Source organism: Winogradskyella sp. (assembly GCF_003712105.1).
GTDB lineage: Bacteria > Bacteroidota > Bacteroidia > Flavobacteriales > Flavobacteriaceae > Winogradskyella.
This window is the reverse complement of sequence record NZ_RHLG01000007.1, coordinates 47,666-66,453: the sequence shown is the minus strand read 5'-3', so window position 1 is coordinate 66,453 and position 18,788 is coordinate 47,666. Positions and strand designations below refer to the sequence as shown.

Here is an 18,788-nt window from a genome sequence, read left to right as displayed (position 1 = left end):
CTAACCAACCTATGAATTTAGCAAAATTCTCAATCGACAAAAACCGGATTACTTTTATGGTTTTGGGTACTATTATTCTTCTTGGAATTAATATGTATTTTAAGTTGTCTCAAGATAGCATGCCGCCATATACAGTTCGTGTTGCCACAGTGGTATCTCAATTCCCTGGTGCAAGCCCAGAACGTGTAGAACTCTTGGTAACAGATAAAGTTGAAAAGGTAGCACAAGAGCTTCCAGAATTAGATGAAGTAACAAGTACCTCTCGAACAGGATTGTCTGTAGTGAAAGTGACTCTTAAAGATGAAGTTGCACCAGAAAAAATGCAATCGGTTTGGGATAGGCTTAGAAGAAAACTTAATGCTATACAAGGTCTTCCAGACGGCGTAAGACCAAATTTAGATGATGATGGCATTGGGGATGTTTATGGTATAGTGGTAGGTTTAACGTCAGATGGTTATAGCTATGCTGAAATGAAAGATTATGCCGATGACATTAAAGATGATTTAATAAAACTACAAGATGCCGCTAAAGTAGAATTAGGAGGTGTGCAAGAAGAGCGTGTGTTTGTTGAATTTGATAATACAAGATTAAAGGAATACGGCCTTTCGGCATCAAGATTACAACAAACTATTGCCTCAACCAATATTTTAAATTCTGGAGGTCAAGTAAATGTTGGAGATGAGCGTATCATTTTAGAACCTACCGGAAACTTCAATTCAGTTGAAGATATTCGTAATATGCTTATCGCAGTTGGTAATGGTTCTCAATCAGTAAAATTAGGAGATATTACAACAATAACTCAAGGTTATATAGATCCACCATCTCAAATTGTAAGTGTGGATGGCAAAGAAGCTATTTCCCTTCATGTTAATTTAAAAGAAAACAAAAATGTTGTATATCTAGGTGTTGCAGTTGATGAGGTTGTGGCACAATGGCAATCTAAATTACCTATTGGATTAGAACTTACTAGGGTTTCCTCTCTAGATGATTATATCGATTTTAAAGTTAGCGATTTCATGGTAAACCTAATACAATCTATTACTATTGTATTAATAGTTATGCTCATCTTTTTAGGGATGCGCACAGGATTCGTTATTGCTAGTTTAATACCAATTGTAACCATTATGACTCTTATGATCATGGGTATTATAAATATTGGATTAAACCAAGTAACATTGGCAGCATTAATAATGGCTTTGGGAATGTTAGTAGATAATGCTATTGTGGTTGCTGAAACTATAATGGTTAAATTAGAACAAGGCGAAGAAAAGTATAAGGCTGCCATCGAAGCCTTTTCCGAGCTATGGATGCCACTTTTAATTTCAACTCTAACAACTTCTGCAGCTTTCTTAGCATTCTATTTGTCACCAACTACAATGGGAGATATCGTTGGGCCAATATTTGTGGTTATATCTATTGCACTGTTATCATCTTGGTTAATTGCATTAACTGTAATTATCATGTTTTGCTATATGTTCTTAAAAGTGGAACCTAAAGGGCAGAAAAAACCGGGGATAGTTGATAGAATTATTGCTTCAGCCAAGCGGTATTACAAGGATTTAATTTTAGTGGCTTTGCGCCATAAATACAAAATAATTATTGGAATCTTTGTGGCATTCTTTATTTCACTTTTTGGCTTTGGTTCAATTCCATTTATCTTTTTTCCAGATAGTGACCGTAATATGATTACTATTGACATTAACCTTCCTGAAGGAAATAAAATAGAACGTACTACTGAAGTTGTTAGGAAGATTGAAAGCTATATGCAAGACTCATTAAGAGTTAATGATAAACGTGAAAAAGGCATTCTTAATTGGTCGTCTTATATTGGTGAAGGCCCTGAGTCTTATGATTTAGGTTACTCGCCGGACGAAGCCAACTCAAATTACGCTCATATACTAGTTAATACATCTTCATTTAATGAAAATGCAGATATGGTTGAACGCTTAGACGCATATACTTTCCAAAATTTTCCAAATGCCGATATTAAAGTGGGTTTTCTTGCTGCTGGTGGCGGCGGAACGCCAATTGAGATTAAAGTCTCAGGTCCAAATCCAGATGTACTTTCTAGCCTAGCCGAACAAGTGAAATTAAAATTATCCCAAGATGCAACTACTAAGAATGTAAAAGATGATTGGGGACCAAAAAGTAAGAAGTTTATTATTGAGATTGACCAAAACAGATCGCAAAGTGCAGGCATAACAAGTTCGGATATAGCTACCTCATTGCAAACGGTATTAGACGGATTTCAAACAGGTGAGTATCGTGAAAATGATAAGTCTATTCCTATATTAATGCGAAGTGGCGAAAGTCAACAACAATCTTTGGCTTCTTTAGAAACTTTGAATATTTACTCTCAAAATAGCGGTAAAAGTGTTCCCTTACTTCAGGTGGCTAATATTGTACCTCAATGGCAATATGCAAAGATTAAGCGGTTAGATTTAGATCGTACAATTAATGTAAGTAGTGAGTTACGTGAAGAAGGAAATGCTGCTGCAACAATGGCAATTATGACGCCATGGTTAGAAGAACAAGCTGCCGATGTTTGGCCAGATCAATACACATATTCTTTAGGAGGTGATGCTCAACAAACTGCTGATAACATGGGCCCAATTATTGGTTATTTGCCAATTTCAGGTTTTATTATTGTACTTCTACTTATTATTCAGTTTAATTCATTTCGAAAGATGACAATGGTTGTATTAACTATTCCGCTTGGAATTATTGGAGTAGTTATTGGGTTGCTTACATTTCAAGAGCCATTTGGATTTATGCCGTTTTTGGGAGTGATTTCATTAGCAGGTATTGTAATAAATAATGCCATTGTACTTATTGATCGTATGGAAGTAGAGCTCACTGCAGGACGAACCGATCAAGATGCAGTTATTGCTGCTTGTTTGCAACGTTTTAGGCCTATTTTATTATCTACATTTACTACAGTACTTGGTTTAGTACCTTTATATATTTCTGGTGGTGAAATGTGGGAAGGTATGGCAGTTAGTATTATGATTGGATTATTGTTTGGTACTATAATAACCTTACTTTTTATTCCATCTTTGTACAGTGCTTTATATAAAGTAAGTTATAAAGGTTATGAATTTAATGAACAATTATTGGATGATTAACCGATTATATAGTCTACGATTTGAGATTTTTTTAATTACACAATTAACAATTCTATTTGGGTCATTATTTTTTCCGATAGAATTTTACGAATTCGTTCTATTACCGCTTTTTTATCTAGTTAGTATTGCGGCTGGAATATTAATGATTTCTAAGAATAAAAAATTAACGTGGTTTTTTATAGTATTGTTTGTAATCTCTGCATTTGCGTTTGGTTTTGAGATGATATCTAGACGACAGAATACAGAGAACATACTTATAAGACTTTCAATTTATTTCATCTTTTATATAACAGTAGCTTGGAATATAATTAAACAGGTATGGCAGGCAGAGCGGGTTACAAAAAATGTAATTATGGGTTTAATGAGTGGCTATATATCATTAGGATTCTTAGCATTCTTTTTATTTATGTCTATCGAATTGACTAATCCAGGCGCTTTTGTTGGTGCTTTAATGGAAACCAATGATATTACTTTAAAATCTGATGGCATATTATATTATGCCTATATAACTTTGCTAACAATAGGTTATGGCGAAATTGTACCTACAATTCCAGTAGCCCAAAAAGCAGCTATATTAGTAGGTCTTATGGGGCAATTTTATTTAGTAATTATAACGGCTGTTGTCGTTGAAAAATACATTAAACATTCTTCTTAAAAAAAACTATAATCTTAGGCATTTTATACGGGTAAATAAATATTAGGATTCTTATTTTTGCATAGCAATTAGGAAGACATGTACAAAATACTAATCCGACCATTTTTATTCTTACTAGATCCAGAAAAAGTACATCATCTTACGTTTTCATTAATTCGTTTTTTTACTAAAATTCCCGGATTCAAAGGTATGTTCAGAAGCCGTTATGTTGTAGAACATAAATCCTTAGAAAGAGAACTTTTTGGTTTAACTTTTAAAAATCCAGTAGGATTGGCAGCGGGTTTTGATAAAGATGCTAAGCTTTATAATGAACTATCAAACTTTGGTTTTGGTTTTATAGAAATCGGCACATTAACACCCAAGCCTCAATCCGGAAACCCTAAAAAACGACTCTTTCGTCTTAAAGAAGATAATGCAGTAATCAACAGAATGGGCTTTAATAATGGTGGCGTATTTAAGGCAGTGGATCGATTAAAACAAAACTCAGGCGTTTTAATAGGTGGAAATATTGGTAAAAATAAAGTGACTCCAAATGATTCTGCTGTAGAAGATTATAAGCTTTGTTTTGATGCTTTATATGACTATGTAGATTATTTTGTGGTCAACGTAAGTTCTCCAAACACTCCAAACTTAAGAGCGTTACAAGACAAAGAGCCACTAACGCATTTACTTAGAGAATTACAGGCTCTTAATTTTAAACGCCCGAAAACAAAACCAATCTTATTAAAAATTGCTCCCGATTTAACCGAAGGGCAATTACTGGATATTATTGCTATTGTTTCTGAAACTAAAATTGATGGTGTAATCGCTACAAATACAACCATTTCAAGAGAAGGATTGCAAAGCAAAAATAGGGATGAAGTAGGAGGCCTAAGTGGTAAACCATTGACTAAAAAGTCTACTGAAGTTATTAGGTTTTTGGTAGAAAAAAGTAACAAAGCGTTTCCAATAATTGGAGTAGGAGGCATACATTCGGCTAAAGATGCTATAGAAAAACTAGAAGCAGGAGCAGACTTAGTACAGTTGTATACAGGATTTATCTACGAAGGTCCGAGACTCGTAAAATCTATTAATAAGGCGCTTTTAAATACTACTGCTAGTTAATAATTAGCTTTCTACTTTCTACACCAGAATCTGACTTAATATTCACAAGGTAAATGCCAGACTTTAGATGTAAATCAAGGTCTACACTATCTAAGTTTTCAATGGATTGCGTATGTACACGCTTTCCTAAGATGTCGTAAATATCTAATGAATTTGCAATTCTATTTAAATTAGAAATTGTTGTTAAACCATTAGTAGGATTAGGACTAATTGTAACCGATTTGAGATTTTCAAAATCTTCAACATCTAGTTGGGATAGTAATGTAAATGTAATATCACCTACCTTTTCATCACCTTGAGAATACACGCCATTAAACAAAAACATATTTCTTACTGATATCGCTACATGAGGGCTTGTCGCTGCGTTACTCAAACTATATGCCATACCATCTTCGGTACCAGCATCGTACACAAATACAGGTACACTATGAGTAGTTTTCCATGAGCCATCAGGATTTTTTAAAGAATATCCACTAACTCCCGAAAACCAATCAGGACTTGGTGCTACCATAGTTGCAAGTGTTATTAAAGGAAAATCTTCATGCACATTCACTGTCATTAAAGTCGATGAACTAATAGCGGCAAAAGGAGAAAACCCTTGTTGTAACCACTGGTCTGCTGTTGGGCTTCCAACTAAAGGATTGATAGCCTCATTGACTTCATTAAAGAAATCTGTATTTTGACCTAACTCAGCAACATCTTCAATTCCAGGAGACGCAAAACCACCAATTTCCCAAAATGTGATTTGGTCATTATGCGTAGCACCAACAAAATCAGACCAATGTGCACTTCCAGGTAATGTGCCATGGTGACCAGCATTCCATACACTTTGGAATGTGATTTCGTAATTTACAGAGGTTTGAGTAATTACAATACTAGGTAAAAAAAGTAGGAGTAAAAGTTTTTTCATTGACTGATAGGTTTGATTTATAATTGATAGACGTAATGATTTGTTATTACTTACACAAAATTTATAGATTTGATAAATTTTTATTTTGAACTACGAAACGCTTCTACTATTTGCTTCTGCTACTGCGGCTTTGGCCATTTCTCCAGGCCCGGATAATATTTTTGTATTGGTTCAGAGTTTAACCAATAGTAAGTGGCATGCGCTTTCTACAGTGGCAGGCTTAATGACAGGATGTATTATTCATACATCTTTATTAGCATTTGGTGTTTCAGCATTGATTAGAGATAACGACACCATATTTTTAATTATCAAAATACTTGGTGCCATATATTTGTTGTATTTGGCTTATAGAGTATTTAAATCTGATGGAAAAATAAGTATCGACGAAAGTGACTCTCCAAAAAAAACCAAGCTTCAACTATTTGTTCAAGGGTTTTTCATGAATGTCCTCAATCCGAAGGTTACGATTTTCTTTTTAGCATTTTTTCCCGCATTTTTATTCAGTGATGATATGAGTAAGGTCTTACAATTTTATATACTTGGAGGTCTTTTTATTTTAGTATCAGCAACTGTATTTTCTTCTATTGCCCTTTTAGCAGGAATAGTGAGGTCTTTTATTCTTAATAATAAGAATTCTGGTCTGGTTTTAAAGTGGTTACAGATTGTAGTTTTTATAGGGATAGCGGTATTTATATTACTGTAATTTATGAGCTAGGAATTCGTCCTATTAATTATATCTTTACGCTAATGAAACGAGTATTAATAAATTTTAAAAATATAATCACAACCGTGAATGTTTGAAATTTTTAATAAGAGAACGAATGTAATGAGTGATTACACACGTTCTTAATTTTATAATTAACTAATAGTCATGTAATTATTAAAATTTAAACGTGTGAAAAACCCAGTAAAAGTTATTGAATGTCCTCGAGATGCCATGCAAGGTATCAAAGATTTTATTCCTACTGAGAAAAAGGTACAGTACATTCAGTCATTATTACGTGTGGGTTTTGATACCATTGATTTTGGGAGTTTTGTGTCGCCAAAAGCCATACCTCAAATGGTAGATACAGCACAAGTTCTATCACAATTAGACTTGAGCGAAACAAAAAGTAAGTTGCTAGCAATTATAGCGAATACTCGTGGAGCAGATGACGCTTCAAAACACCCTCAAATTGATTATTTGGGGTTTCCATTTTCAATTTCCGAGAATTTCCAGATGCGTAATACGCATAAGACTATAGCACAATCGGTTATCACATTAAACGAAATTTTAGAGATAGCAAATAAGACTAACAAAGAAGTTGTAGTGTATATCTCAATGGGCTTTGGAAATCCTTATGGAGACCCATGGAATGTTGATATAGTAGGCGAGTGGACTGAAAAACTAGCAAAAATGGGAGTAAAGATTCTATCTTTGAGTGATACCATAGGAAGCTCTAACCCAGAAAATATTACTTATCTATTCTCTAATCTTATTCCAAAATATCCTGAAATAGAATTTGGTGCGCATTTACATACAACACCAACCACATGGCACGAAAAAGTTGATGCAGCTTACAAAGCAGGATGCCGTCGTTTTGATGGTGCAATTCAGGGATTTGGTGGTTGCCCAATGGCTAAAGACGAACTCACTGGAAATATGCCTACAGAACGTGTGTTATCTTACCTTACTCAGCACAAAGCACACGACTTAAATGCCATAGCTTTTGAAAGTGCTTATAACGAAGCCAGTAAAATCTTCAATTTTTATCACTAGTATTCTAGTGCAAAACTCAAATACTTAAATACAATAATGTTACTAGTATTGAGGCAATAATTAAGCTAACGAAAAGTATTAAAATACGCTTTGCTATTAATTTTAGTTTTAGCATATGAAAAATATTAAGGCTTTAGAAAAAATAAACTCTCTCTAAAGCCCTTTTTTATTAAACTCCAATTAACTTATTCGAATGTAGTTACACCATCATTTGGTTGATATACATAGTTAAATGTGTAATATCTAGGTACGTCAGTAAAGCTGTTAATTGGATTTGGGTTGTTTTGGTAATAGCTTAAAATCTGAACTTTTGCAAATTTCCCATCGCGAGTTCTAAACACTAGCGTGCGACCTGCAAGAGGTCTAATAATATTATCTACAGTTGGTATTGGTGGATTATTATTAAACCCACTATAATTATACCATCCCATATCACTTTGACGAATAATAGCATAGCTAGCTTGAGAATCTTGTACAAAGCTTGATGTGTTTACTTCATTTACATCTTGGAAAGGCTCATCAATGAAGTATGCTGCAGCATTTCCATTACGGTCTGGCTCGTCATTAGCACCAGAAGAAACACCGCCATTTACAATAATAGCTGTACTTCTAAAAGCAATATCCCATTCAGTATCACTTGTAGTTACAGCACCAGTTGCGAAATCAAACTTTGTAAAATCACCTTCATCTGGAGCAGGTGGACCTGGAGGTCCTGGAGGATTTGTAATTGGAGCAAAAAGGTTGGTAACTTGATCAGCTTCAATTGGTACTAAATTTGGCCCATCATCGTCATCACTACATGACAAGAAGGAAAATAGCACTAGAGCTATAATTGAAAAAAATTTAAACTTCTTCATTTGTTATTTATTTAAAAATTGATATTTAGTGTTCCATATAATATTCGACCAGGAATATTAGGTGTCTGATTATCTGTTAAATCAAATATGTTATCCACACCAATTCCTAATCTGTAATTTTTGAAAAAAGCTTTATTTATAGCTAAGTCAACAATTGTTTGAGGGTCAATTAGGACTAAATCAAAACGATCTATAAGTCCATTGCCATTTGTATCACCTAAACCAAATTGACTTCTGTAAGTTGCTCTTATATTAGCGTCTAAGTCAATCTCTGGAGCCGTATAAAAGAGTTTTAAATTGGCATTATGACGTGATGTATTTTGCAAACCAATGTAATCACTTCTACCTATTCTAAAATCTACTTGAGTATTAGGATCTCTAACGAAAACCAAACCATTATCAAGTCTCTCAAGGTCTTCTTTATCATATGCATATAGTAGTTGATAACCACCACTAAGCCTGAAATTATTGTTTATTTTCCATTCCGCATTTACTTCTATACCTTGTGTATAAACTTCATCCCTGTTTTCATAAGAGAAAACATTTTGTCCATTATCTCTACCTATAAGTTGAGGTCTGTCGGTAACTGTTCCAAGACCAGCAGATCTAACAACTAAAACCTGTATAAGATTAGTTATGTTGTTCCTAAAACCGTTGACATTAAATTTTAGATTGTTATTTATTTTAAAATCAAATCCTAAGTTGAAGTTAATAGAACTTTCAGCTTTCAAATCACTATTAAAATTTGATGTTATGAGATTAATTTCTTGTTGCTTTTCAGCATTGGAAAATTCTTGACCATTAGGCATGGTTGAAAAGTTGAGTAAATTTTGTTCGAATAATTCTTGAAGTCTTCGAGGTACTTCATTATATCCAAGAACTGTATAACCTCCAGCAGCAGCGTTAGTGAAGTCTAAATAAAGTTGCCTAAAATCTGGAGCTTTATACCCATATCCAACAGAACCTTTTACAGAAATCTTATCACTAATTTTATACTGTATGGCTGCTTTTGGACTAAATTGAGATTCATACACATTATGTGCATCAAAACGAGCTCCAAGAATGATGTTTAATTTATCTGAAATATTACCATCATATTGAGTATAGACATAAGGCGCATTAAACTCAGGAGTTGTAGAAAATAATGAACGTTCTAACCTTTCATTGGTAATACCTACACCAAAAATAAACTCACTATTATCATTAGGTTTGTAAGTTGTGCGCAACTCAGGACGTAAAAAGCGCTGATCAAAGTCATTACGTAATGTTTCGCCTGTAATATCGCTTGTAGAAATATCATCAGTTATGTACTGACTTCCGTAAAGTTCTAAATAGCTTTTCCATTTAGTGTTAAATTCGTGTTCAGTACGTAAATTTATATTCCATTCGTTCAGAGAATTTTCGCCTATAAATTCATCATTTAAAGCAACATTATCTTGAAATTGATAGTAATATCTTCCGGATAAAAGTAATTCTGTTTTGTCAGAAACTTTATAATTAATATTACTATTAAATGTATAACTTGTAAATGGGTCAATTGTATTTTGAGGTGTAGATTCGTCCAAGTCGTATCCGCCACTACTATTTCTATTAAAAAAAGTAGTTATACCAAATTTTTCTTTTTTGAAATTAAGGTTTATGCCAGTATCGTGTGTATTAAAACTTCCACCTCTGTAATTAACATCACCATTAAATCCAGATTTTGGAGTTTCGGTAATAATATTTATTACTCCACCTAAAGCTTCATTACCATAAAGGCTAGAAGATGCACCTTTTATAACTTCAATTTGTTTAATGTTTCCAACGCTAATACGATTAAGGTTTAAGGCTCCAAATGAACGGCCAACCAATGGAACACCATCTATAAGTATAAGTATATATTGAGAGCTTAGCCCTTGCATTTGTATACCTTCTGTACCATCTAATTCCGCAGCTATAATTAGACCAGTTTGTTCCTCTAGAATATCTGATAGTCTTATTGAATTGATATTCTGAAGCTCTTTTTTGGTAATTATTTGAGCAGGAAGAGGAACAGAAGATAACTGCCTTACGGTTCTTGTTGCAGTAATCAAGACTTGATCTAGTTTCTCGGCTTCAGTTGAATCTTTTGGCTTTTCAACTTGAGCAGTAGATAAAATTGAAATTAACAATGAGAAATAAATCGTTAAATAATTTTTATTTAGAATCATTCTTGATTAAATTTGCTGCAAATATATAAGTTATTTTAATTCAATCTAAATAAGATTAAAGAAATCGAATAAATATTTACAACATGAAATCAACACTTTCATTTCTAGTAATTCTGACCTTTGGAACATTTATAACTCATGGACAGAAGAAATTGAAACAAGACCGGGCAGCTATAAAGGAAATGTGCGGTTGCTTCGAAATTAAATTCAACTTTGCTGAAACTTTTAGCTACAATCAAGATTCATTATATAGACCCTCGAAAATCTATCAAACCAAGGGCTTGGAATGGGGACAACTGGTAGTAGATGAAAAAAATAAAGTATCCATACAGCATATTTTACAAGCTGGACCACACATAATAAAGCATTGGCGACAAGATTGGTTATACGAAAACACAGATTTATATACTTACAATGGAGATAACGAATGGTTATTTGAAACCAAAAGTAAATCTGATGTAGATGGTCAATGGACCCAAAAAGTATTTCAGGTAGATGATAGCCCACGTTATGAAGGTTCTGGAACGTGGATACATATAGATGGAAAAAGCTACTGGGAGAATACAACTACTGCACCACTTCCAAGGCGTGAGTACACTAAACGAAGTGATTACAACATAACCTTACGTGGCAACCGTCATGAGATAACGGATTATGGATGGGTTCATGATCAAGATAATAAAAAAGTTGTCCGCGAATCTGGTAAAGAAGATATTGTAATTGCAGATGAAAAAGGGTACAGCACTTACAAAAAAGTTGATGATAGTAAATGCCAAGCTGCACAAGACTGGTGGAAAAAGCATTACGATAAATGGGAAATTGTTCGCACAAAATGGGATGATGTTTATGGTCGCAAACAGACTTTAAGCTTGGAAAGTAAAGTAGATAATAAAGTACTTTATAAATATCTGTTTGACGATGAGATGGTAGATGCTACAGAAATAAATGATGTTATTGAATCTTTTGTAAAGAAATAGATAATTCCTAAAGCTATGAAAATGAAAAGTGTTGTTATACTTTTTTTAAGTACTATAATTTCAATTCCTCTTTTTGCCCAAGAATCAAATATTTTTCATGATAGGAAATTTTGGAAACAAAACCCTTCGGTTGAAACTATAGAGAAACATATCGCTCAAGGTAATGATATTACTTCTCTTAACTCCAACGCATTTGATGCAGTATCATGGGCATTAATAGAAAAAACAGATAATGCCACAATAAAATATCTGCTTGATAAAAAAGATAATGGTGTTAACAAATTAACTCATGATGGTAGAACCTATATTTTCTGGGCAGCTTATAAAGATAATATAGAGATGATGCAATATTTGGTTGATAAGGGTGCCAAAACCGATATTGTTGATAGTCATGGATATTCTGTTTTAAATTTTGCAGCAACTACTGGTCAATTGAATGCAAAATTGTACGATTTTATTTTTAAACATGGAGCCGATATTACTAAAGAGAAAAGCCATAATGGTGCCAATGCCTTATTATTAGTTGCTCCATTCCTAAATAATTTTGAGTTAGTTGATTACTTTATTTCCAAAGGTGCAGACCTTAATACAACTGATAATAACGGCAATGGCATTTTTAATTATGCAGCTAAAGGAGGAAATTTAGATTTCCTACAACAGCTTATCAACAAAGGAATTACTTACAAAAAATCTAATAATGTAGGTGGAAATGCAATAATAATGGCAAGCCAAGGAACTAGAGGTAAGCAAAATACTATTGAAGTTTACAAGTTTTTGGAAAATAAAGGTCTTAAAATCAATGTAGTTGGTGCTGAAGGTAGAAACCCATTACACAATATAGCTTACAGAAGTAAGGACCTAACGTTAATTCAATATTTAATAGATAAAGGTATTGATGTAAATAAGCAAGATGCCGAAGGTTATACACCATTTATAAATGCTTCAAATAGTAACTCTATCGAAGTTGTTAAGACATTGTATAATTATGTTGATGATATTAATAAGAAAGATAACGACGGTCGTTCTGCATTGACAAAAGCCTTGAATAGAAATAAGACTGATGTTGTTAAATTTCTTATTGAAAAAGGTGGAGATATTAACGTTAAAGACAAAGAAGGAAACTCTCTAATGTATTACCTTATTAACGCATTTAGAGCTAATGCTCCAGAAGCATTCGAGGCAAAATTTGAGGTTTTAAAATCAGCAGGTTTAGATTTAACTGAAACACAGGGCAATGGTAAAACCTTATATCACCTAGCAGTGGAAAAAAGTAATCTTGAATTATTAAAGCGAATTGGCAAGTTAGAAATTGATATAAATAAGAAAAATGGAGATGGTTTAACAGCCTTACATCTAGCTGCAATGAAAGCTAAAAATCAAGAAATTTTAATGTATTTAATATCTCAAGGTGCAGATAAGACAGTAAAAACAGAATTTGAAGAATCTGTATACGATTTAGCAATGGAAAATGAAATTCTTCAGAAAAATGAAATTGACATTAGCTTTTTAAAATAATCTCATCAATCGAGAAAAATCATTAAAATGAAAACATCTATTATTAAAATAAAATCTGTAATGCTTCTCTTTTTTGTAACCATGACTTTCTATGGTTTCAAATCATATGATTCAGAAACATCGACTTATAAATGTATGATTCAGTTGACTAATTATACCGGAGAAGGAGCTTACATAGTAATATCATTAATCAATCCAGAAGGAAAATATGAAAAGACCTTATATGTTTTAGGAGATGACGATGAATGGTATTTTGATATAACTGAGTGGTGGAAGTTTCAAGGCAAAGTGAGAGCAGATATAGATGCAATTACTGGTGCTACAATAAGTGGTGGTGAACGCTCTATTACAGCTATACGAATTGATGATGATAAAATAGATAGCGGGTACAAGATACGATTTGAAACAGCTGTAGAAGATCAAGAGTATTATACTAATGATGTAGAATTTGAACTGACTTCAGAATCTGTAAATGGTAAGTTTGAGGGACAAGGTTTTATACGCTACGTCAGAATGTTACCACAATAAAAATAAGCCTTTTCGTTTATGACCATGTCCATCTGGAGATATAGCCATTATATTCTTGCATTATCTTCAGCAGTTTTTATTTTCATAGCTTCTGTAACTGGAATTATATTAGCATTTGAGCCCATTACAAATCAAAGCTACTCTTACGAAATTAGAGAAGCTAGAGATTTACCAATAGAAAAAACGATTACTGTACTCTCAAATAAATATGACGAAGTACTTAGTCTGGAGCAAGACTCAAATAATTTTCTAAAGGCTAGCCTTGTAGATAAAAATGGTAAAAGTGGAACATATTACATCAATCCTATAAATGGTGATATTCTAGGCAAAACAATTCAAAAAAAGCCTATTTATGAGTTTGCTACAAACCTACATCGTTCACTATTTTTAAAATCTACAGGAAGATTTATTATAGGCTTAGTATCATTCTTATTATGTTTAATAGCTATATCTGGTACAGTTTTGATTGCAAAACGTCAAGGTGGATTTAAACGTTGGTTTGCACCAATCATTAAAGAGAATTTCGAGCAAGATTATCATGTAAAATTAGGTAGATATACACTCATACCAATTATTGTTATTACCCTAACAGGTGTGTTTTTATCTATGGAACGATTTTCAATATTACCAGAAGAAAAACTGCAACACATATCTAGTGAAGAAAATTTTGAAACTAAAAGAATTCTACTCCAAGACTTTGAAGTTTTTAATAACAATACAATTTCAGATTTAAAACGCTTAGAGTTTCCTTTTTCAAAGGATGAAGAAGATTATTATGTTTTAAGGTTAAAGAATAAAGAAGTACTTGTTAATCAATACTCAGGACAAGTTATTAGTCATGCTTCTATACCATTAGTTTCCTCACTTTTAGATTGGAGTATTGTGTTACATACAGGAAGAGGAACAGTGATTTGGTCAATTGTACTATTCTTGTCTTGCATTTCGATCTTATTCTTTATGTATTCTGGTTTTACTATGAGTTTAAGGCGTAAACAGGATACAAAAGTTTATAAAAATAAAGTAGATAAAGACGAAGCTGAATATGTAATTCTTGTAGGTTCGGAGACAGGAAATACCTTCACTTTTGCTAAGCAATTTGCAGAAGCCTTAAATGATTTGCGCAAGAGTGTCTTTGTAGATAGCTTGGATAATTATAAAGCATATAAAAAGGCAACAGACCTTATTGTCTTTACATCTACTTATGGTGAAGGTGATGCACCCTCAAATGCTAAGAAATTTGAAAGCAGGCTGGCAAACCTAGAGCAAAATTCAATAATTAATTATTCGGTAGTAGGTTTTGGTTCTCTACTGTATCCAGACTTCTGTAAGTATGCTATTGTGGTAGATGGTTTTTTGCAAAAACATAATAATTTTATACCACTATTACCACTTTTTAAAATTAACAATCAGTCCTTTGAAGCGTTTAAGACTTGGGCATCTAAATGGGCATTATCAAAAAATTTAGACTTAAAAATTAAACGCCCAAAATCAAAAATCAAATCTAAACAACTAAAGCAGTTTAGTGTGGTTAGCAAAACCGACACTAATAACGATGATACATATATAATTCAATTAAAGCCTAATAAAAGACTAAAATTTCAATCAGGAGATTTAATTGCCTTTTATCCTGAAGAAGATAATGTAGAACGATTGTATTCTGTTGGTAAGGTTAATGATTCGATAGTTTTAAGTATCAAACGCCATGAAAAAGGTATATGTTCTAATTATTTAAACACTATGAATGAAAATAATATAGTCAGAGCAAGGCTAAAACGAAATTTAGATTTTCACTTTCCTAATTATACTGATGAAGTTATAATGATTGCAAACGGTACAGGTATTGCACCATTCTTGGGTATGATTAATAATAATACTCAAGGTGTAAAAACACATTTATTTTGGGGTGGACGTACTCAAACATCATTAGAATTATATTCTAGTTTTATTGATACAGCTTTTAATAAAAAAACATTATCAAGTTTTCATGTTGCTTATTCAAAAGAGGAAAATGAAATATATGTGCAGGACTTAATTTTAGAAAATCAAGATCTGTTTTATTCTGCTTTGGATAATGGCAGCGTAATAATGATATGTGGTTCTATCGCAATGCAAAATGGAGTTTTAGAAGTTTTAGATAGTATAACCAAATCAAAACTTAATAAACCTCTGAGCGTTTTTGAAAATAACGAACAAATAAAAATGGATTGCTATTAATTTGAGATATATATGCCTGACGAAATAATAACATTAGCTAGAGTAAAGAGTGGTGAATTAAACTTTTGTACTGGCTGTAAATCGTACCACCTAAGTTTTAATAATCTCTTTTTTTCATTAAATGCAAAAGAGTTTATAAGATTAAAGGAATATATAAATGATATCGAAGTAGACTATTGGGAATACAAATACTCATGTACATCTTTAAAGCGAAAAATTCCTTTGCCATCAGCTCAAGACAATTTAATAATAATGTTTAACAGACAAGAAATAAAAGAATTAATGTTCTTGCTGAATTATACTCAACATAAAAATTCTTTCCCATCATTTTATCTTGAAACAGATGATATTGATTATGAATTTTTAATCAATTAAAATTTATTTAAAATAAGTCTAAATAAATTTTGCATGTTTAGACTTGAAGTGTATTTTTGCGAAAAATTATTTAAAACAATTCTAAATAAAATATTTAACAAAATGAAAAAATTTGCTCTAAGTTTAATTGTAATTGCTGGTCTATTTACCTCTTGCGATAGTGATGATGATGCAGCTGTAAATCAGGTGGTTGCTCCACCAACTTACGAATTCCAAAGAAATGGACAAACGTCAATTAGTTTTAGTGGTCAAACTACTAGAATTAGAATGGCAGAAGAAATTATTGATGCCTTAAAAGATCCAAGTTTTACAGAAGCTCAAATAGATGGTATGTATACAAACACTGGAGATAACTTCTCTGACCCTGCTTTAAATGCTGAAACTAGTAAAGTTGTAAGAACTAAAACTGCTGCTTCTTTTGACTTTTTTGGTGGTTCTGCTAATCTTTCAAATGTAGCCGATTTTGATGGTTGGATTGCTGAGCAAGTAACTGACGTATATCCTGCATGGGCAAATGCTGCAAGTGCTGGTAACCCAGGATTTATTCAAGAAGGTGTGGCACAAGATGGTTCTACACGTTATGTTAATGGTAAAGGTCTAGAACTTAATCAAGCATTTAATAAGAGTTTAATTGGTGCTTTAATGGTAGACCAAATGCTTAACAATTATATCAGTGAAGGTTTCTTATCAAGTACTACTGAGGCACATGATAATGACATACTTGTTGAAGGTAAAAACTATACTGATATGGAGCACGATTGGGATGAAGCATACGGATACTTATTTGGTACGGCTTCTAGTGTTCCTACACCATTAGTAGATATAGGTGAAGGTCTTGGAGGTTCTGATAGCTTCTTAAACAAATACTTAGATAGAGTAAACGACGACCCTGATTTTAATGGTATTGCTCAGGATATTTACGATGCTTTAAAACTAGGTCGTGCAGCAATTGTAGAGAAAAACTACGAAGTGCGTAATGAGCAAGCCGAAATCATAAGAGAAAAAGTATCGCAGGTAATAGGTGTAAGAGCAGTATACTATCTACAATCTGCAAAAAATGCATTCCAAAATGGTGATAATGGTTCAGGTTTTCATGATTTATCTGAAGGCTATGGATTTATTTACAGTTTGCAATTTACACGTGAACCAAATTCTAATAGCGCTTATTTTTCTAAAAATGAGGTAGATACATTCTTAGCAGATTTACTAGAAGGTAATGGTTTCTGGGATATAGCCAATGACACTACTATTTTAGATACAATATCTGATGCTATCGCAACTCGTTTTGGTAGTTTCACAGTGGCACAAGCTGCACCATAAAAAGTATTTATTTAGATTGAATAAATATTATATATTTGCAAAAACTAAGAATACAAATGTCATTTTCGTAAGGTGAATGGCATTTGTTGTATAAAAAAAACTATGATAAAAAGAATAATTTTTGGTTTGGTTTTATGTGTTGTAATTGCAGCATGTAGTTCCTCAGATGATAGTGGAGATAATAATAACAACGGTGACGGTTTTAACCGAACAGAGTTGTTAACTAACGTTGCTGATAATATTGTTATTCCAGCATTTCAAGATTTAGGAGCAAAGTTATCTGCTATGGATGTAGCAAGAGCAAATTTTGTTAACTCGCAAACACAAACTAACCTTGACGCTTTAAGTGCTGCTTGGTTAGAAGCATATAGAGTTTGGCAACATGTAGAGCTGTTTAATATTGGTCTTGCTGAGACTGCTAGCAATCTAGCTAATGATGAAGGTAGGGGATTTGTATGGTACTTTAATATATATCCTGTTTCGGCATCAGAAATAGATGGTTATGCTGCCTCTGGGACTTATGATTTATTAGATTCTTTAAACGATCAAGGTTTTCCTGCATTCGATTATTTGATTCATGGTATTGCAACAGGTGATGCTACAGCTTTAGATAAGTTTACAACCAATACTAATGGAGCAGGTTACATTACTTACATGACAGATGTGATGTCTAGAATGTTATCGCTTAATAACCAAATATTAAATGACTGGCAAAATACCTACCGAGGACAATTTATTGCTACCACAGAAAATTCTCAGTCAGGCTCATTTAATAAAATAGCCAATGACTTCATATTTGCTTATGAACGTGGTTTTAGGGCTCAAAAAATTGGGATTCCTGCTGGTGTTTTCTCTTCAAATCAAATATTCCCTGATAAGGTTGAAGCTTTTTATAAAAGAGACGTGTCTAAAATTTTGGCATTAGAATCCTTAACTGCATTAGAAAACTTTTTTGTAGGTAGAGCGTATAATGGTTCAACTACAGGCTCTTCTTTACGCACATATTTACAGTTCTTGGATTCTGATGATATTGCAACAGCTATTCAGAGTCAATTTTCTGCTGTTAGATCATCAATAAATAGTTTAGGAAATGATTTTTCAAGTGAAATAGAAAATAACAACACTCAAGTTTTAGCGACTTACGAAATCATGCAAGCTATGGTGCCATTAATAAAAGTTGATATGCGCCAAGCTTTAGACTTTGCTATCGATTTTCAAGATAGTGACGGTGATTAATAAAGTAATATTATAAAAATAGAA

General features: G+C 32.8%; 15 protein-coding genes. 12 read left to right on the top strand and 3 right to left on the bottom strand.

Annotation, left to right across the window (positions count from 1 at the left end; translation table 11 throughout):
• Positions 1-11: 11 nt before the first annotated feature.
• The 3 genes from ED556_RS13955 (at position 12) to ED556_RS13945 (ending at position 4,884) form a co-directional block, all read left to right on the top strand.
• Positions 12-3,125 (top strand): efflux RND transporter permease subunit, encoded by a 3,114-nt coding sequence (locus ED556_RS13955; RefSeq protein ID WP_296325200.1) that lies wholly within the window; start codon positions 12-14, stop codon positions 3,123-3,125.
• A gap of 142 nt (positions 3,126-3,267) precedes the next feature.
• On the top strand, positions 3,268-3,780 hold the full coding sequence (locus ED556_RS13950; RefSeq protein ID WP_296325197.1) for an ion channel: 513 nt from the start codon (positions 3,268-3,270) through the stop codon (positions 3,778-3,780).
• A 78-nt stretch (positions 3,781-3,858) separates the two neighbouring features.
• The gene (locus ED556_RS13945; RefSeq protein ID WP_296325194.1) at positions 3,859-4,884 is read left to right on the top strand and encodes a quinone-dependent dihydroorotate dehydrogenase; all 1,026 of its coding nucleotides are present in this window, start codon (positions 3,859-3,861) and stop codon (positions 4,882-4,884) included.
• Here ED556_RS13945 and ED556_RS13940 read toward each other — a convergent pair.
• A complete protein-coding gene (locus ED556_RS13940; protein WP_296325191.1) occupies positions 4,877-5,794 on the bottom strand; it encodes a spondin domain-containing protein in 918 nt (305 codons plus the stop codon). The genes ED556_RS13945 and ED556_RS13940 overlap by 8 nt on opposite strands.
• A gap of 85 nt (positions 5,795-5,879) precedes the next feature.
• Here ED556_RS13940 and ED556_RS13935 point away from each other — a divergent pair, with 85 nt between their 5' ends.
• Together ED556_RS13935 and ED556_RS13930 are read left to right on the top strand one after the other, a co-directional pair.
• The gene (locus ED556_RS13935) at positions 5,880-6,497 is read left to right on the top strand and encodes a LysE family translocator (RefSeq protein ID WP_296325188.1); all 618 of its coding nucleotides are present in this window, start codon (positions 5,880-5,882) and stop codon (positions 6,495-6,497) included.
• A 192-nt stretch (positions 6,498-6,689) separates the two neighbouring features.
• A complete protein-coding gene (locus ED556_RS13930; RefSeq protein WP_296325185.1) occupies positions 6,690-7,553 on the top strand; it encodes a hydroxymethylglutaryl-CoA lyase in 864 nt (287 codons plus the stop codon).
• Between the two features lie 185 nt (positions 7,554-7,738).
• Here ED556_RS13930 and ED556_RS13925 read toward each other — a convergent pair whose 3' ends face one another.
• Together ED556_RS13925 and ED556_RS13920 are read right to left on the bottom strand one after the other, a co-directional pair.
• Positions 7,739-8,410 carry an HmuY family protein gene (locus ED556_RS13925; RefSeq protein WP_296325183.1) on the bottom strand — a complete coding sequence of 224 codons (672 nt, stop codon included), beginning with the start codon at positions 8,408-8,410 and terminating at the stop codon, positions 7,739-7,741.
• A gap of 11 nt (positions 8,411-8,421) precedes the next feature.
• On the bottom strand, positions 8,422-10,599 hold the full coding sequence (locus ED556_RS13920; protein WP_296325182.1) for a TonB-dependent receptor: 2,178 nt from the start codon (positions 10,597-10,599) through the stop codon (positions 8,422-8,424).
• 83 nt (positions 10,600-10,682) lie between these two features.
• On the opposite strand from ED556_RS13920, the gene ED556_RS13915 reads away from it, so the two are divergent.
• From ED556_RS13915 to ED556_RS13885, 7 genes are all read left to right on the top strand, one after another.
• The gene (locus ED556_RS13915) at positions 10,683-11,576 is read left to right on the top strand and encodes a DUF6607 family protein (RefSeq protein WP_296325179.1); all 894 of its coding nucleotides are present in this window, start codon (positions 10,683-10,685) and stop codon (positions 11,574-11,576) included.
• A gap of 21 nt (positions 11,577-11,597) precedes the next feature.
• Positions 11,598-13,091 carry an ankyrin repeat domain-containing protein gene (locus tag ED556_RS13910; protein ID WP_296325177.1) on the top strand — a complete coding sequence of 498 codons (1,494 nt, stop codon included), beginning with the start codon at positions 11,598-11,600 and terminating at the stop codon, positions 13,089-13,091.
• Positions 13,092-13,172: 81 nt separating this feature from the next.
• Positions 13,173-13,619: a DUF2271 domain-containing protein gene (locus ED556_RS13905; protein ID WP_296325308.1), complete on the top strand. Its 447-nt coding sequence runs from the start codon at positions 13,173-13,175 to the stop codon at positions 13,617-13,619.
• Positions 13,620-13,643: 24 nt separating this feature from the next.
• The gene (locus ED556_RS13900; protein WP_296325175.1) at positions 13,644-15,833 is read left to right on the top strand and encodes a PepSY domain-containing protein; all 2,190 of its coding nucleotides are present in this window, start codon (positions 13,644-13,646) and stop codon (positions 15,831-15,833) included.
• 12 nt (positions 15,834-15,845) lie between these two features.
• Positions 15,846-16,208, top strand: coding sequence for a DUF6686 family protein (locus ED556_RS13895; RefSeq protein ID WP_296325173.1), 363 nt, complete (start codon positions 15,846-15,848; stop codon positions 16,206-16,208).
• 102 nt (positions 16,209-16,310) lie between these two features.
• Positions 16,311-17,528, top strand: coding sequence for a DUF4856 domain-containing protein (locus ED556_RS13890; RefSeq protein WP_296325171.1), 1,218 nt, complete (start codon positions 16,311-16,313; stop codon positions 17,526-17,528).
• Between the two features lie 102 nt (positions 17,529-17,630).
• Positions 17,631-18,764: an imelysin family protein gene (locus ED556_RS13885; protein ID WP_296325169.1), complete on the top strand. Its 1,134-nt coding sequence runs from the start codon at positions 17,631-17,633 to the stop codon at positions 18,762-18,764.
• Positions 18,765-18,788: the final 24 nt, after the last annotated feature.

Coding starts and splice junctions, on each gene's coding strand:
- ED556_RS13955 (WP_296325200.1), top strand. CDS start 12: ATGAATTTAGCAAAATTCTCAATCGACAAAAACCGGATTACTTTTATG.
- ED556_RS13950 (WP_296325197.1), top strand. CDS start 3,268: ATGATTTCTAAGAATAAAAAATTAACGTGGTTTTTTATAGTATTGTTT.
- ED556_RS13945 (WP_296325194.1), top strand. CDS start 3,859: ATGTACAAAATACTAATCCGACCATTTTTATTCTTACTAGATCCAGAA.
- ED556_RS13940 (WP_296325191.1), bottom strand. CDS start 5,794: ATGAAAAAACTTTTACTCCTACTTTTTTTACCTAGTATTGTAATTACT.
- ED556_RS13925 (WP_296325183.1), bottom strand. CDS start 8,410: ATGAAGAAGTTTAAATTTTTTTCAATTATAGCTCTAGTGCTATTTTCC.
- ED556_RS13920 (WP_296325182.1), bottom strand. CDS start 10,599: ATGATTCTAAATAAAAATTATTTAACGATTTATTTCTCATTGTTAATT.
- ED556_RS13915 (WP_296325179.1), top strand. CDS start 10,683: ATGAAATCAACACTTTCATTTCTAGTAATTCTGACCTTTGGAACATTT.
- ED556_RS13910 (WP_296325177.1), top strand. CDS start 11,598: ATGAAAAGTGTTGTTATACTTTTTTTAAGTACTATAATTTCAATTCCT.
- ED556_RS13905 (WP_296325308.1), top strand. CDS start 13,173: ATGACTTTCTATGGTTTCAAATCATATGATTCAGAAACATCGACTTAT.
- ED556_RS13900 (WP_296325175.1), top strand. CDS start 13,644: ATGTCCATCTGGAGATATAGCCATTATATTCTTGCATTATCTTCAGCA.
- ED556_RS13895 (WP_296325173.1), top strand. CDS start 15,846: ATGCCTGACGAAATAATAACATTAGCTAGAGTAAAGAGTGGTGAATTA.
- ED556_RS13890 (WP_296325171.1), top strand. CDS start 16,311: ATGAAAAAATTTGCTCTAAGTTTAATTGTAATTGCTGGTCTATTTACC.
- ED556_RS13885 (WP_296325169.1), top strand. CDS start 17,631: ATGATAAAAAGAATAATTTTTGGTTTGGTTTTATGTGTTGTAATTGCA.